This is a genomic window from Actinomadura sp. NPDC000600 (assembly GCF_040492135.1).
Taxonomy (GTDB): Bacteria; Actinomycetota; Actinomycetes; order Streptosporangiales; family Streptosporangiaceae; genus Spirillospora.
On the sequence record NZ_JBEUPD010000003.1, the window covers coordinates 82,080 to 95,485 of the forward strand.

General features: G+C 72.1%; 15 protein-coding genes, 1 tRNA gene and 1 other RNA gene. 8 read left to right on the forward strand and 9 right to left on the reverse strand.

What is annotated here, in order from left to right; all coding sequences use genetic code 11:
- Positions 1-107: 107 nt before the first annotated feature.
- The 3 genes from ABWI07_RS05560 to ABWI07_RS05570 all read right to left on the reverse strand — a co-directional run bounded on the left by ABWI07_RS05560 (position 108) and on the right by ABWI07_RS05570 (position 2,932).
- Positions 108-497 (reverse strand): cytidine deaminase family protein, encoded by a 390-nt coding sequence (locus ABWI07_RS05560; RefSeq protein WP_149262871.1) that lies wholly within the window; start codon positions 495-497, stop codon positions 108-110.
- On the reverse strand, positions 494-1,915 hold the full coding sequence (locus ABWI07_RS05565) for an ATP-binding protein (RefSeq protein WP_353817810.1): 1,422 nt from the start codon (positions 1,913-1,915) through the stop codon (positions 494-496). Before ABWI07_RS05565 ends, ABWI07_RS05560 begins: the two co-directional genes overlap by 4 nt.
- 78 nt (positions 1,916-1,993) lie before the next feature.
- Positions 1,994-2,932, reverse strand: coding sequence for an SMP-30/gluconolactonase/LRE family protein (locus ABWI07_RS05570; RefSeq protein WP_353817811.1), 939 nt, complete (start codon positions 2,930-2,932; stop codon positions 1,994-1,996).
- 76 nt (positions 2,933-3,008) lie between these two features.
- Between ABWI07_RS05570 and ABWI07_RS05575 the strand changes: the two genes are divergently transcribed.
- Complete coding sequence (locus tag ABWI07_RS05575; protein ID WP_235037206.1) at positions 3,009-3,461, forward strand: Lrp/AsnC family transcriptional regulator; 453 nt, start codon at positions 3,009-3,011, stop codon at positions 3,459-3,461.
- A 53-nt stretch (positions 3,462-3,514) separates the two neighbouring features.
- On the opposite strand, the gene ABWI07_RS05580 is transcribed toward ABWI07_RS05575, so the two are convergent.
- Positions 3,515-3,602, reverse strand: a tRNA-Ser gene (locus ABWI07_RS05580).
- Positions 3,603-3,612: 10 nt separating this feature from the next.
- A complete protein-coding gene (locus tag ABWI07_RS05585) occupies positions 3,613-3,957 on the reverse strand; it encodes a DUF952 domain-containing protein (protein ID WP_149262874.1) in 345 nt (114 codons plus the stop codon).
- A 60-nt stretch (positions 3,958-4,017) separates the two neighbouring features.
- Here ABWI07_RS05585 and ffs point away from each other — a divergent pair.
- The 5 genes from ffs to ABWI07_RS05610 all read left to right on the forward strand — a co-directional run bounded on the left by ffs (position 4,018) and on the right by ABWI07_RS05610 (position 8,241).
- An RNA gene (gene ffs / locus ABWI07_RS05590) (signal recognition particle sRNA small type) lies at positions 4,018-4,113 on the forward strand.
- A gap of 86 nt (positions 4,114-4,199) precedes the next feature.
- Positions 4,200-6,518, forward strand: a complete 2,319-nt coding sequence (locus ABWI07_RS05595; protein ID WP_353817812.1) for a DNA polymerase III subunit gamma and tau — start codon at positions 4,200-4,202, stop codon at positions 6,516-6,518.
- A gap of 162 nt (positions 6,519-6,680) precedes the next feature.
- Positions 6,681-7,049 (forward strand): YbaB/EbfC family nucleoid-associated protein, encoded by a 369-nt coding sequence (locus ABWI07_RS05600; protein WP_149262876.1) that lies wholly within the window; start codon positions 6,681-6,683, stop codon positions 7,047-7,049.
- A gap of 42 nt (positions 7,050-7,091) precedes the next feature.
- The gene (gene recR, locus ABWI07_RS05605; protein WP_141579784.1) at positions 7,092-7,691 is read left to right on the forward strand and encodes a recombination mediator RecR; all 600 of its coding nucleotides are present in this window, start codon (positions 7,092-7,094) and stop codon (positions 7,689-7,691) included.
- Positions 7,684-8,241 carry a DUF5063 domain-containing protein gene (locus tag ABWI07_RS05610; RefSeq protein WP_149262877.1) on the forward strand — a complete coding sequence of 186 codons (558 nt, stop codon included), beginning with the start codon at positions 7,684-7,686 and terminating at the stop codon, positions 8,239-8,241. Before recR ends, ABWI07_RS05610 begins: the two co-directional genes overlap by 8 nt.
- Before the next feature lie 82 nt (positions 8,242-8,323).
- On the opposite strand, the gene ABWI07_RS05615 is transcribed toward ABWI07_RS05610, so the two are convergent.
- The 4 genes from ABWI07_RS05615 to ABWI07_RS05630 all read right to left on the reverse strand — a co-directional run bounded on the left by ABWI07_RS05615 (position 8,324) and on the right by ABWI07_RS05630 (position 11,154).
- Complete coding sequence (locus ABWI07_RS05615; RefSeq protein ID WP_149262878.1) at positions 8,324-8,635, reverse strand: hypothetical protein; 312 nt, start codon at positions 8,633-8,635, stop codon at positions 8,324-8,326.
- Positions 8,636-8,906: 271 nt separating this feature from the next.
- Positions 8,907-9,866, reverse strand: coding sequence for a CU044_5270 family protein (locus tag ABWI07_RS05620; protein ID WP_353817813.1), 960 nt, complete (start codon positions 9,864-9,866; stop codon positions 8,907-8,909).
- A complete protein-coding gene (locus ABWI07_RS05625) occupies positions 9,863-10,414 on the reverse strand; it encodes an RNA polymerase sigma factor (RefSeq protein ID WP_353817814.1) in 552 nt (183 codons plus the stop codon). The genes ABWI07_RS05620 and ABWI07_RS05625 overlap by 4 nt, the downstream gene beginning before the upstream one ends.
- Positions 10,415-10,587: 173 nt before the next feature.
- Entirely contained in the window at positions 10,588-11,154 is a 567-nt protein-coding gene (locus ABWI07_RS05630; RefSeq protein ID WP_200842247.1) for a TetR/AcrR family transcriptional regulator, read from the reverse strand.
- Positions 11,155-11,265: 111 nt separating this feature from the next.
- Here ABWI07_RS05630 and ABWI07_RS05635 point away from each other — a divergent pair, with 111 nt between their 5' ends.
- Both ABWI07_RS05635 and ABWI07_RS05640 read left to right on the forward strand, forming a co-directional pair.
- On the forward strand, positions 11,266-12,435 hold the full coding sequence (locus ABWI07_RS05635; RefSeq protein ID WP_353817815.1) for an FAD-dependent oxidoreductase: 1,170 nt from the start codon (positions 11,266-11,268) through the stop codon (positions 12,433-12,435).
- 103 nt (positions 12,436-12,538) lie between these two features.
- A complete protein-coding gene (locus ABWI07_RS05640; protein ID WP_353817816.1) occupies positions 12,539-13,387 on the forward strand; it encodes an LLM class flavin-dependent oxidoreductase in 849 nt (282 codons plus the stop codon).
- Positions 13,388-13,406: the final 19 nt, after the last annotated feature.

Genomic DNA, 13,406 nt, shown 5'->3' on the forward strand with positions numbered 1-13,406 from the left:
AGGCAGCGCAACAACATCCGTCACTCCACTTGCCGGATTCGGTAAACCAGTTACGGCGCAGGTCAACCGGCCCGTGACTAAATACCGGTCCGCTGGAACGTCACGGATCAGGCCTGATGGTCGGACCATATGTAGGCGGCGGGCAGCAGTTCGGCCACGGGCTCGGCGCGCAGAACACCGCCCATGTCGACGATGACGAGGATGGACGGGAAGTAGTCCAGAAGGACCTGCCGACACCGCCCGCAAGGCGACATCACCCCGCGGCCGCCGTCCCCGACCGCCACGATCATGTCGAGCCGGTGGGCCCCCTGGGCGGCCGCGGCGCCGATCACGGCCAGCTCCGCGCACGGCCCGCCGGTGAAGTGGTGGACGTTCATCGCGGTGACGATCCGCCCGTCGCGGGCACGGGCGGCCGCGGCCACCGTGTGCTCGTCCCCCCGACTGCACCCGGCCGCGACCCGCTCAGCGGCCCGGATCAACTCATGATCGACCGTCATGTCCCCGCCCAAGCGCTCAAAAGGTCCTCCGCGGTGTAACCGGCCCGGAGCCCACCACACGCGACGCCGTTCCGTGTCACCGCGACCAGTGGCACGGGCTCGTCGGTGATCGCCGCTCTGTGCCGCTGGAGCGCGGCGAGGTCGTGGGAGTCGAACGACGAGTTCTCCACCCACTTGATCGAGCCGAGGAAGAGCAGGCGCCGGGCGACGGGCTCCCGGTCCGCACCGACGAGATCGATCTCCACCTCGTTGCCCCGCGTCCAGTAGCCGCCGATGGCGGGGGCCGCGGGGAGGTCACCGTCCGGGAGGAGGCGCGCCAGCGTCTCGCGGACCAGCGGTTCGATCGCCCTGCCCCGCCAGCTCGTCCAGCCCTGCCTGATGCGGCCGAGTGTCAGGTCGCCGCGCATGCGTTCGATCTCGGCCATGTGCGGGTCGAGGAACGTCAGCCAGAACCGCAAGTAGGGATCAGCGACCCGGTAACGCCGCTCCTTGGAGGGGCGCGTCGAGATCGGCAGTTCGGCCGCCACCACCCGCTTGCGGGTCAGGACGTCCGTGGCGCGGGTGAGGGTGGTGTGCGAGATGCCCCCGGCGGCGCGGGCGATGTTGGTGAAGGTCCGCTCGCCCGCGCCAATGGCCCGCAGGACCTCCCGGCTCATCGCCTGCGGCGGGAACTCCGCGGCCAGCGAGCGTTCGGCGGAGACCAGCAGCGCGGAGATCGGGTCGTCGAGCGACTCGCGGAGGAACTCCCACAGGGACGCGCCGGGCCGCCAATCGGCGCAGATGAGCGGCAGCCCGCCCGTGACCAGGGCGGCGTCGAACGCCGTCGCCGGTTCCAGGTCGAGCATCTCGGCGATGTCGGCCGGGTTCAGCGGGCCGACCACCATCTCGGTCCCGCGCTGGTGGAAGGGCCGGTCGTACTCGTTCAGCGCCTCCATCATCGAGATGTCCGACCCGATGAGCAGCAGGAGGACCGGCTTGTGCGAGAGCAGGCGGTCCCATGCCCGCTGGAGCATCCCCTCGAAGGCGTCGACGCGGTTCATCAGGTATGGGACCTCGTCGAGGACGATGACGCTCGGCACGTCGTCGGGGAGGATCTCCGCGAGAAGCCTGAACGCCGCGTTCCACTGCGCCGGCGCCTCTTCGGTGAACAAGGCCCGGTCCGCGAGGGTGGAGTTCGCGACGGCGTCGTGCAGTTCTGCCAGCTCGTCCTCCGCGGGGCCCCCGGCCGCGGTGAAGAAGAGCGACGGCACACCGGCGCGGCGCACGAACTCCTCGACAAGGCTGGACTTGCCGACCCGTCGCCGTCCGCGCATGAGGATGCAGCGGCCGGGTTTCACCGAGCCGCTGGCCGCCCGTACCTGTTCGAGCGCACGGGCGAGCACGGCCAGCTCACGGCTCCGACCAATGAAGCGACGCATCAATACTCCCGCCAGCGATAGTATCAACAGCGATAGTATCGCTGATGGGAGTCTTCCGTTCGGTAGTGCGCGGCCGCGTCAGTTTTTGATCGTCTGGGGGATCCGGGGTAGGCCGGTCACCGAGGTCACCGTGGAGTACAGGCCCGTCGTCGCGGTGATGAACAGGCGGTTGTTCTTGGGGCCGCCGAAGGTGATGTTGGAGACGGGCTCGGGGACGCGGATGCGCCCGATGAGGGTGGCGTCGGGGGCGTAGCAGTGCACGCCGCCCTCCAGGGCCGCCGCCCACAGCCGTCCGTCCCGGTCGAACCGGATGTTGTCGAAGCGGCCGACGCCGTCGCGGGCCGCGGTGAAGACCTCGCCGTCCGAGAGCGTGCCGTCGTCGCGGACGTCGAAGACGCGGATGTGGGCGGCGCGGGTGTCGGACACGAAGAGGCGGCGCTCGTCCGGGGAGAACACGAGGCCGTTCGGTCCGCCGAAGCCGTCCGCGACGCGGCGGACCTCGCCGGTCACCGGATCGGCGCGGTAGACGTCGCAGGACCCGATCTCGCTCTCGGCGCGGTGGCCCTCGTAGTCGCTGGTGATGCCGAAGTCGGGGTCGGAGAACCAGACCGACCCGTCCGAGCGGACGACCGCGTCGTTCGGACTGTTGAGGCGCCTGCCCCGGTAGCGGTCGGCGATGACGGTGACGGTGCCGTCCGGCTCGGTCCTGGTCACCCGCCGGTTCCCCTGCTCGCAGGTGATCAGCCGGCCCTGCGCGTCGAGGGTGTTGCCGTTGCTGTGCCCGGCCGGCGCGCGGAAGAGGGAGACGGCGCCGGTCGCCTCGTCCCAGCGCAGCATGCGGTCGTTGGGGATGTCGCTCCAGACCAGCTGCCGCCAGGCGGGGAGGTACAGCGGGCCCTCGGCCCAGCGGGAGCCGGAGTGAAGGTTTTCGAGGTGCTGGTCGCCGTGGCAGCACCGTCCAGTACGGAAGCGCTCGTCCAGAACCTCGTATATCCCGTTGACCGCTTCCTTGGGCATGGTTCTCCCTTGATCCGCCATGACTGAATGTTGTTCAGAACAACTTCGGGATGATCGTACGCGATACAGTCATCTTGTGAAGAACGTGGATGACATCGATCGTCGCCTGCTGGAGCTCCTCCAGGAGGACGCCACCCGGTCCTACGCGGCACTCGGTACGGCGGTCGGCCTGTCGGCCGGGGCCGTCCACGAACGGGTACGGAAGATGCGCGAGCGGGGCGTCATCCGGCGGACGAGCGTGGACGTGGAGCCGGCCGCGCTCGGGCAGGGCGTGCTGGCCTTCGCCCTGATCGACTCGTCGGTGTGGATGGGCGACCGCGCGGCGGAGTTCGCCGCCATACCGGAGGTTCAGGAGGCCCACGTCGTCGCGGGCAGCGCGTCCGTCCTGGTCAAGGTGCGGACGTCGACGACCGGGCGGCTCCAGGACGTGCTGCGGCGGCTGTACGAGATCCAGGGCGTCAGCGGGACGAAGGCGACCGTCGTCCTGGAGACCTTCTTCGAACGCCCGATCTCCCCGCTGGGCCAGTGAACGCGCCCCGGCACGCGAAAGGCCGGTGCCCGCGTCGGGCACCGGCCTCGGTGTGGCGGAGGATGCGAGATTCGAACTCGCGAGCGCTTGCACGCAACACGCTTTCCAAGCGTGCGCCCTAGGCCACTAGGCGAATCCTCCACGGGGTAGCCTACCGGTTCTCGGGCAGTGACCTGACCTCAATTACCGCGTCGACGGGGATCGGTCCGTAGACGTGGGGGAACAGCTCGTCTCCGGCCGGCTCGTAGCGGACGGGCGCGTCCAGGCGGGACACGTCGATGACCAGCAGGACCAGGTCTTCGCGGGGGACGTCGCCGTAGAAGCGGCCGAGGACGCCCTCCACTTGGGCGATGTCGGACGAGCAGTGGATGAAGCCCTCCTCGTCCAGCGTCCGGCCCAGGGTGGACATGGCGTACGCCACGCCCGTGGTCCGGGCGGATTCCCAGCGGGTTCGTTCGGCGATGTGCAGGAGCGTGTCCTGGGGAGAGGCGGGCATGGGGCGGAGACTACGCCGGAAAGCGTGGCGATCCTGGGCCGGGGATGCCATAGACTTTGGGCAGACCCCTCGCACGGCGTCACCCTGTGAACCTCCCCAGGGCCGGAAGGCAGCAAGGATAAGCAGGCTCTGGCGGGTGTGCGGGGGGTCCCTTGGTTTGACGGCGACCGGTCCGCGATGACCGGTCCACGGCGACACGGCGCTTTCTGACGCTCTGCTTCTCGAGGGAGGGCGGACCCCCGATGAGTCTGGCTCTGTACCGCAAGTACCGGCCAGCGACGTTCGCCGAGCTGAAGGGGCAGGAACACGTCGCCGAGCCCCTCCAGCAGGCGCTGCGCAACGGCCGGATCAACCACGCGTACCTGTTCAGCGGGCCGCGCGGCTGCGGCAAGACGTCCAGCGCCCGGATCCTCGCCCGCTCGCTGAACTGCGAGGAGGGGCCGACCCCCGACCCGTGCGGCAAGTGCGACTCGTGCGTCGCGCTCGGGCCGTCCGGCAACGGGCACATCGATGTGATCGAGATCGACGCCGCGTCCCACGGTGGTGTGGACGACGCCCGCGACCTGCGGGAACGGGCCTTCTTCGCCCCGGTGTCGGCGCGCTTCAAGGTGTACATCATCGACGAGGCGCACATGGTCACCCGCGAGGGCTTCAACGCGCTGCTGAAGCTCGTCGAGGAGCCGCCGCCGCACCTGAAGTTCGTGTTCGCGACGACCGAGCCCGAGAAGGTCATCGGGACGATCCGGTCCCGGACCCACCACTACCCCTTCCGGCTGATCCCTCCGGGCGTCCTGCAAGACCTCGTCGAGGAGATCCTGCAGAGCGAGGACGTCCCGTACGAGGCGTCCGCGCTGCCGCTGGCCGTGCGGGCCGGGGCGGGTTCCGCCCGCGACACGCTGTCGATCCTGGACCAGCTCCTCGCCGGATCGGACGAGAAGGGCATCACGTACGCGCGGGCCGTGTCGCTGCTCGGCTACACCGACTCCGCGCTGCTGGACGAGGTCATCGCGGCCTTCGCGGCCCGGGACGGCGCCGCCGTGTTCGCCGCGATCGACCGCGTGATCGAGAGCGGCCAGGACCCGCGCCGCTTCACGGCCGACCTGCTGGAACGCGTCCGCGACCTGGTGATCCTGTCGAACGTGCCGGAGGCCGGGGGGACGGGGCTGCTGAACGTCCCGCCCGACGAGCTGGAGCAGATGCGGCGCCAGGCCTCCTCGATGGGGCCGGGAGAACTGACCCGCGCGGCCGACCTGCTGCACACCGGCCTCACCGAGATGCGCGGTGCCACGTCCCCGCGGCTGCTGCTGGAACTGATCTGCGCGCGGATCCTGCTGCCGGCCGCGTACGAGGACGAGGCGTCCATGTTCGCCCGGCTCGACCGTCTGGAGCGTCAGGCCTCCCAGGGCGGTTTCGGTGGCGGTGCTGGCCAGGGCGGGTTCGGCGGCCAGGGCGGTGATCCTCTTGCGCAGGCCTTCGCGTCCGCGGCACCGGCTCCCGGGGCGGCTCCGGGGCAGGTCGGCGGGGCACAGGGAGCGTCCGGGCACGGTGGGGCTGCCGAAGGGACGTCCGGCTCGGCCGGTGCGGCGCCAGGGGCCCATGGACAAGGCGGCGCGGCGCAGGGGACGCCCGGCCAGGCGGGGGCGACACCGTCCCAGAATGGCGGTTCCGCAACGCACGGAACCCAGTCCCCTCCCGCCCGGGGGGCCGACCCCACTTCCAGTGTCAACCCCAGCCCCGTTACGGCACCCGCAGAACCCGGTTCTGTGGATAACCACGGATCCGCCCCCACCACGGCCGCCCCCACCACGGCCGCCCCCACCACGGGCGGACCGGCCCCAGGCGGACCAGCCACGGGTGCACCGACCACAGGTTCGCCGGCCACCGCACGCCCTGCGGCCGCCGCGCGACCCGCGCCCAGCGCACCGTCCGCGCCCTCCAGCCCACCACCCGCGCCCAGCGGAGGGGCCGGAGGAACGGACTTCTCCACCATCCAGCGCCTCTGGCCCGACGTCGTCGAGGCCGTCAAGCAGAAGAGCCGCGCCACCTGGATGGTCATCATGTCCGGGGTCCAGCCGGTGTCCCTGGACGGCAAGGTCCTCACGCTCGGCTTCGACGCGGAAGGGCGGCGCCTCGGCTTCGTCAACGGCGGCCGCGACGCCGTCCTGCGCGAGGTCTTCAAGGAGCGGATGGGCGTCGACTGGCGGATAGAGACCGTCGTCGGCGGGGCGCCCGGCGGGTCCCCCCCAGGAGGACGGCCGGGCCCTAGCGCAGGGTTCGGTGGGGCGGCCACACCGAACCCGGCACCACAGCCGCGGCCGCCCTTCCAGCCGTCTGCTCAGCCGTCCGCGCCGAGGGCCGACCGGGCGCCGGAGCCCCCGCCCCCGCCGCCGGACGAGCCTCCGCCGCCGCCCGAGCCCTCTCCCGTGGACGAGAGCGACGAGGTCGACCCGGAAGGCGACGCCGACGCCGACGGCACCGAGGCCGAGATGAGCGGGATGGCGCTCATCCAGCGGGAGCTCGGCGGCCAGATCATCCGCGAGATCGACAACTCCGCCCCGTAGCCCGCCGGAGGGGGCCGCATCCCGGACGTGCTTCCGAAATGGCGTGCCGAGGTCCTCGCTTACCGAAACGGCCTGGGAACCCGTAGTCTCGTGGGACGGACGTCCGGTGGCTGGCGGAGCGCCAGAGAGCAGGCCCTCGGGGGCCGGAATGGGGAGTGCACCGTGGAACCCGGTGGTCAGCTGAACATGCAGGAACTCCTCCAGCAGGCACAGGCCATGCAGGAGCAGCTCTTCAACGCCCAGCGCGAGCTCGCGGAGACCGAGGTGACGGGGACCGCCGGCGGCGGGCTCGTCACCGCGAAGGTCAACGGGCAGGGCGAGGTCACGGGCCTGTCGATCGACCCGAAGGCGATCGACACCGACGACCCGGCCGACACGGCGGAGACTGTGGCCGACCTGGTGCTGGCCGCGATCCGCGACGCCGCCCGCGAGGCGCAGGAGCTCCAGCAGGAGAAGATGGGCCCGCTCGCCCAGGGCCTCGGCGGCGGCGGGGGCATCCCCGGCGGCTTCCCCGGCCTCGGCGGCGCCTGAACCGGAACGCGAGCGGCACACGACCAGTAAAGGAGGGGCCCGTTGTACGAAGGGGTGGTTCAGAACCTCATCGACGAGCTGGGCAGGCTGCCCGGCGTCGGCCCCAAGAGCGCGCAGCGGATCGCCTTCCACCTCCTCGCCGCCGATCCGGCCGACGTCGAGCGCCTCGGCAAGGCGCTCAAGGAGGTCAAGGACAAGGTCCGCTTCTGCAAGACGTGCGGGAACGTCGCGGAGGAAGAGGAGTGCCGGATCTGCCGTGACGCGCGCCGCGACCCCCACATCATCTGCGTGGTGGAGGAGTCGAAGGACGTCGTCGCGATCGAGAAGACCCGCGAGTTCCGGGGCCGCTACCACGTGCTCGGCGGCGCGATCAGCCCGATCGAGGGCGTCGGGCCGGACGACCTGCGCATCCGCGAGCTGATGCAGCGGCTCGCGGACGGGACGGTGACCGAGCTCATCCTCGCCACCGACCCCAACCTGGAAGGCGAGGCGACCGCGACGTATCTCGCCCGGCTGGTCAAGCCCATGGGCATCACGGTCACCCGACTGGCCAGCGGCCTGCCGGTGGGTGGCGACCTCGAGTACGCCGACGAGGTCACGCTGGGCCGCGCATTCGAAGGACGGAGGCTGCTCGATGTCTGACACCAACAGCCCGCAGGACTGGAACGCCCTCGCCGAGCGCGTGGCGTGCCACGTCGACAACTACCTGAACGGCCTGGAGGCGGTCGCCCGCGGTGACGGAGGGGTGCACACCATCCCGCTGCTCCTGCTGGAGGTGTCGCAGGTCATCCTGGCCGGCGCGCAGCTCGGCGCCAGCGCCGACGTGATCCTCCCGGACAACTGGGAGCCCGAGGTGGGCGACGACCCCGACCTCGACTCGATCCGGCAGGGCCTGGCCGAGCGCCTCCAGTCCATGGACGACTACATCGAGGTCTTCGATCCCTACAAGGACACCGAGCCGACCCCCTACCGCCTGTCGGACGACCTGGTCGACGTGGCCAGCGACCTCGTCCACGGCCTCCGCCACTACAACCAGGACCGTCCGCTGGAAGCCCTCTGGTGGTGGCAGTACTCCTACTTCAACCACTGGGGCAACCACGCCGGCGCCGCGCTCCGCGCTCTGCACGCCTTCGTCGCCAACGCCCGCCTGAGCGTCGCCACGGAAGTGGCCACGGAAGCCGCCCCCGCCTGATCCGACCGCCCGCCGCCTACCTGACCGCGCCTCCTCCTGGCCCGACCGCGCCTCCGCCTGGCCCGACCGGCCGTGCGCCGGCCTAGCCGGACGTGGCGGGGCCGGTCCGCGCGCCCAGCGCCCACGCGATCAGCTCGGCCGCCTTCTCGGCATCCGAGCCGATCTGCCCGCTCCCCCCGCGGCGCCACGCGTACTGTTCGAGGTCGTCGTCCCAGGCGACCTGCGCCTCCTGCCCGCGGTAGGAGACGTGCAGTAACGCCTCGTCGTCCGGCCGCGCCGCCGCGACCTGCGGGGCCCTCCGCCGCAGCGCCGCGTACAGGGACGGCACCGGTCCCCGGCGAACCCTCGGCAACTCGTCGAACCCGCTCATCAGCTCTCCCATCAGCTCGATCATCGCCGCACCCGCCCCCGCCGGGTCATGGCACGGACGCAGCGGATCCCCGATGGCCGGGATGAACCACGGCACCCCGCAGACGCCTGCCTTTACATAGACGCTTGGCCCCACCCAAGGGTGGTCCGTCGAGAAGATCTTGACGGTGGCCGGGAGCGCCTCATACCGCTTACGGCGGAGCAACCCTTGCGTCACCAGCGCCTCAGCGAGCCGGGACGTGCCGAGGACCGCCCGGTCGGGTTGACCGGACGACCCTCGGCGCAACGATGGAACGTCAGGGACGCTGGCCGGGACGGTCCACGACGCCCGCCGCCAGGCGGACGGAATAGCTGTCGACGGCGCCCTTCAGGAAGCGCCCGCCGTCCGGCATGGTGTGATCCTTGGCGACGGTGGTGCGGTGGCCCTTGTAGGCGTAGGTGGACGGGTGCAAGAGGATCTCGTCCTTCGCCCAGCCCTCGATGAGGAACGAAACCGAGATCGCCTTGTGTCCCGCCCCGTCCTTGGCGGCCCGGTCCACGGTGACGCCGGGGATCTTCGCCATCGCGCGGTAGGCGGCGGCCGTCTGCGCCGGCGGCAGCGCGCCGTTGTTCAGCAGCAGCGACCCGAGCAGCTGGAACGCGCCCCCGTTCGGTTCGTTCGGGGTCTCCTGGGCGCGGGCCCAGGCCAGCATGCCGTCCGGGTCGGTGGGCAGCTTGGCGACGGTGGCGTAGTCGATCGGCGGCATCCCCCCGCCAGTGGCGGAGGTGACGAGCTTGCCGTGGTCGTACAACGCCATGCGCCTGCCGTCCGCCCGGACCCAGTTCCGGTCGACCTGCGTCTTCAGCGGCGACCCCGGCCTGACGACCTGGCCGCGGCCGGGGGCGCCGCTGCGCCGGTAACGGGTCTCGGTGTAGACCCACTGGCCGGGACGCGGCGCGGTGAACGGCTGCTTCAGCGCGAACGTCGCGGCGACGTTCAGCACCCGCTGCGTCTCCGTCGCCGCCACGGGTGCCGGCTGCTCGCCGCTGCCGCCCGTGGCGACGGCGGCGCCGGCGATGAGCGCCCCGGCGACGCCGCCCGCGGCGACGAGGCGGAACGTCGTCCGGCGGGACGGTCCGGAGCGACGGGCCTCCGACGCCGTGATCCGCTCGTAGGCGGCGCGTCCGGCCGGGTCGTGGGCGGCGCCGTCGAAGGCGCCCGGCGGGCACGGGTCGGCCGGGGCCATGATGCGGCGGACTTCGTCGAGGTCGTTCATGCCTGGTGGCTCCTCTGCAGCGGGGCGGCGGGTGCGGGACGGTCGGCGGCGTCGATCTCGGCGAGGGCGTCGGTCAGGCGGCGCCGGGCGCGGTGCAGGCGCACGGAGAACGTCTTGACCGAGCAGCCCGCCGCGGTCGCCGCGGCCCGCGCGTCGAGGCCGTCCCAGCCGACGAGCTGGAGGACCTCGCGGTCGCGGGCGGACAGGCGCCCGAGCGCGGCGGCTATGCGCCCGCCTTCGGCCAGACCGGACGCCACGTCGGCGGCCGGGGCGGGGGCGTGCGGGCGGTCGCCGCGCAGCCGGCTCCACAGCCGTGTGCGCCTGCGGTGGCCGCGCATCTCGTTGGCGAGGACGTTGCGGGCGACGTTCAGCAGCCATGGGAACGGGCGGTCGGGCGGGATGTCGCCGCGCCGCCGCCAGGCGACCAGGAACGTCTCCGCGGCGACGTCCCGGGCCGTGTCGGGGTCGATCCGACGCGCCGCGTACCTGAGCACGTCGTCGTAGTGCGCGTCCCACAACCGGGTGAACTCCCCGTCTGGATCCGGCACGCCGGCTCCCTTCTCTCGGGTCGGTGTCGCCCAGAGATGTCCGGCAGGGCCGTTCCGCCTACACCTTGATCGGGACCACCGGAAGACGACGCGCGCCCGAGGGGCCGCCCGTCCAGACGCTGAAGACGAGCACGATCAGGGCGGCGAGTTCTGAACAGCGGCGCGGGGGCGCCTCAGGACGAGTTGCGCGGAGCGTGGAGAGGGACCTTGGCGGCCTGCGCGGCCATCGCGGCGATCTCGCGGACGTCCATCGACGCCAGGGGTTCGATGCCCAGCAGGTAGCGGCCGTAGGCCATGCCGAGGGTCTGGCTCAGCAGCAGGGCGGCGCGCTCGCGGACGGCGGGGTCGTCCGGCAGGACCTTCTCCAGAGCGGGGACGATCTCCTTGTCGAAGATCGCCTGGACGCGGGCCGCGGCGTCGGGGTGGGTGGGGGCGGTGCGCAGCAGGACGGCCTCGGCGGTGTTCTCGCCGGCCTCCCATCGGGCCAGGAAGGCCTGGATGTAGGCGGCCGCCACGTCGTCGGCGCCGCTGAGGTCGGGTACGGCGAGGTCGATGGCCGAGGCGGCGGCGTAGAGCTCGGCCTTGCTGCCGAAGTACCGGATGACCATGGAAGGGTCGATGTCCGCGTCCGCCGCGATCGCCCGGATCGTCGTGCGCTCGTAGCCGTCCTCGGCGAACCGGCGCCGGGCCGCGCCGAGGATGGCCGTCCGGGTCGCCGCTGAACGCTCGGTGAAAGCCATGCCCGCCAACATATGCCATCAAGCGTTGGCAAACACGGCGGTCCGGGTCTAGAGTCCAACACCAGTTGGCCATCAACTGTTGGCAAACGGCCATTGGCACCTGGAGTGACCATGAACGCTGTTCCGAAGTCCACCGACGTGCTCGTGATCGGCGCGGGGCCCGTGGGGCTGTCCCTCGCCGCCTCCCTGCGGCAGAAGGGAGTGGACGCCGTCCTGCTGGACAAGGCGGCGGAGGGCGCGAACACCTCCCGGGCGGCCGTGGTCCATGCCCGCACGCTGGAGGCGCTGCGCGAGCTCAAGGTGACCGACGAGCTTGTCGAGCGCGGGATCATCGTGCCGCGCTTCACCGTCCGGGAGCGGGACCGCGTGCTGCTCACCGTCGAGTTCGGCGACCTGCCGACCGAGTTCCCCTACACGCTGCTCGTCCCCCAGAACGTCACCGAGGAGATCCTGCTCGCACGGCTGCAGCAGGAGGGCGGCCTCGTCCACCGGCCGTTCGAGGTGACGGGCCTGGAGCAGGACGGGGAAGGGGTCACCGCGACCCTGGCCGGCGGCGAGCAGATCCGCGCCGCCTACGCGGTCGGGACGGACGGCATGCACAGCATCGTCCGCGAGCACGCCGGGATCGCCTTCGAGGGCGACGCCTACCCGCAGTCGTTCGTCCTCGCCGACGTGCACCTGGACTGGGCAGGCGGCAGCGAGGAGGTCATGCTGTTCTTCTCGGCGGAGGGCGTCACGGTCGTCGCGCCGCTCCCCGGCGGACGGCACCGCATCGTCGCGACCGTCGACGAGGCGCCCCCGGCCCCGACCGCCGCCGACGTCCAGACGCTCCTGGACGCGCGCGGCCCCAAGCAGCACCCGGCGCGCGTCAAGGACGTCGTGTGGAGTTCCCGATTCCGCGTCCACCACAGGCTGGCGGCGCACTACCGCGCGGGCCGCGTCTTCCTGGCCGGCGACTCCGCCCACGTCCACAGCCCGGCGGGCGGGCAGGGCATGAACACCGGCATCCAGGACGCCCTCAACCTCGCCGGCAAGCTCGCCGCCGTCCTGGGCGACGGCGCCCCCGACTCCGTGCTCGACGAGTACGAGGCGGAGCGCCGTCCCGTCGCCGAGCAGGTCGTCGCGTTCACCGACAGGATGACCCACGTCGCGACCGTGGGCAGCCCGGTGCTGCGCGGGATGCGCAACACCCTGCTGCGCACCCTCGACTGGATCCCCGCCGTCCACCGCGCGATGGCGATGAACCTCTCCGAGCTGTCCACGGACCCCGCTCGCCGCTGACCAGGGCGAAGCTGGGACGGATGCGCCGCCTCGACGCGGCCGAGGATGAAGCCCCCGGCTAAATCGTTTGCCGCGGCCGTCCGGGGCGGCGCAGCATGCGGGGATGCGGTACTCGATCAACATTCCGAACTTCGGCGACTTCGCCGACCCGCGGACCGTCGCGCGGGTCGCGGAGGCGGCGGAGCAGGCCGGGTGGGACGGGCTCTTCGTGTGGGACCACGTCGTCCACGTGAGGAGCGATCGCAAGTCCTTCGGCGACCCGTGGATGCTGCTGACCGCGGCGGCGCTGGCGACCAGCCGGATCAGGCTCGGCACGCTGGTCACGCCCGTCCCGCGGCGGCGTCCGCAGCAGCTGGCCCGCCAGGTCGCCACGCTGGACGTCCTCAGCGGCGGACGGGTGGTCTTCGCGGCGGGGCTCGGCGGGCCGGTCGCCGACGAGTACGGCGCGTTCGGCGAACCCACCGACCCCGCCGTGTTGGCCGAGCGCCTGGACGAGGGGCTCGGCCTTCTCGAACGCTACTGGTCCGGCGAACCCGTCACCCACCACGGGCGCCACTACCAAGTGGAGGACGTGGCGCTGCTCCCCGCCACGGCCCAGCGGCCGCGGCCGCCGGTCTGGATCGCCGGCTTCTGGCCGAACCGGCGGCCGATGCGGCGGGCCGCCCGCTGGGACGGCGCCGTCCCGCTGTTCGGCCCCGGCTCGCACGGCCGCGCACCCGCCGTCGAGGACGTCCGCGACCTGGTCGACTACGTCCGGCGGCACCGGGAGGGCGAAGGCCCCTTCGAGATCGTCGTCGGCGGAGCCAGCCCCGCCGACGCCCGCGACGTGGTCGGCCCCCTGCGCGACGCCGGCGCCACCTGGTGGGACGAGCGCCGGCTCATCGGCACCGAGGACAACGAACGCCTCGCCCCCGTCCTCCGCCGCATCGAACAGGGCCCGCCGAAGCTCTAGCGTCCCCGCTCCACCGAGA